This is a genomic window from Streptomyces doebereineriae (genome assembly GCF_031845645.1).
GTDB lineage: Bacteria > Actinomycetota > Actinomycetes > Streptomycetales > Streptomycetaceae > Streptomyces > Streptomyces canus.
Genome location: NZ_JAVREZ010000095.1, coordinates 1 through 574, shown reverse-complemented (window position 1 = coordinate 574; position 574 = coordinate 1). Strand labels below are relative to the sequence as shown.

Here is a 574-nt window from a genome sequence, read left to right as displayed (position 1 = left end):
CGGCGATAGCTGCTCCATCAGGTCCGGCCTGCTTGGCGGCCTTGAGGCCGAGGAGAAGGTAGTCCTGCGCGCGTTCGTGCCGTCCGACGTCGTGGGCCATCCACCCGGCGACGGATGCCAGGTCGGCCACGCTGACGAACAGCTGTCGGCCGACCTCGTCGCTGACGCGGCCCTGCCTGGCCTTGTCCGTGACCGCGTGGAGCTGTCCGACGACTGCACGCCAGGACAGACCGCCGCCGTGCGCGTTGTCGAGGCTGCGGAAGATGTCCGTCGTGGCCTGGATCGCGGCGACGTCGCTCATCCCGATGCGGCCTGGCCGGGTGGCATCGGGCAGAGCGCCGTGGTCCGGGAGGTGCAGCCAGGGCTGAACCGCGTCGATGAGCTGGAGGCCGTGAAGAAGTGTGTTGACGGTGGGGGCTGCGTCATCGGTCACGGCGTCGCTCCGCGTGGTGTCAATGATGGCTGAAACGACAGTCTGAGAACGCCAGTTGTGTGAGGGTCGACTTGCGGTTGCTCCGGCGAGCCCGATGTCGGCGAGGGTCAGGGGGCCCGTGAGTCCGCACAGTCGGGTGAG

Annotated in this window: 1 pseudogene; it reads right to left on the bottom strand. The window is 68.6% G+C overall.

From position 1 onward, the window contains the following. Positions 1-433: pseudogene (locus RNB18_RS50870) on the bottom strand (hypothetical protein); the annotation flags it as partial. Positions 434-574: the final 141 nt, after the last annotated feature.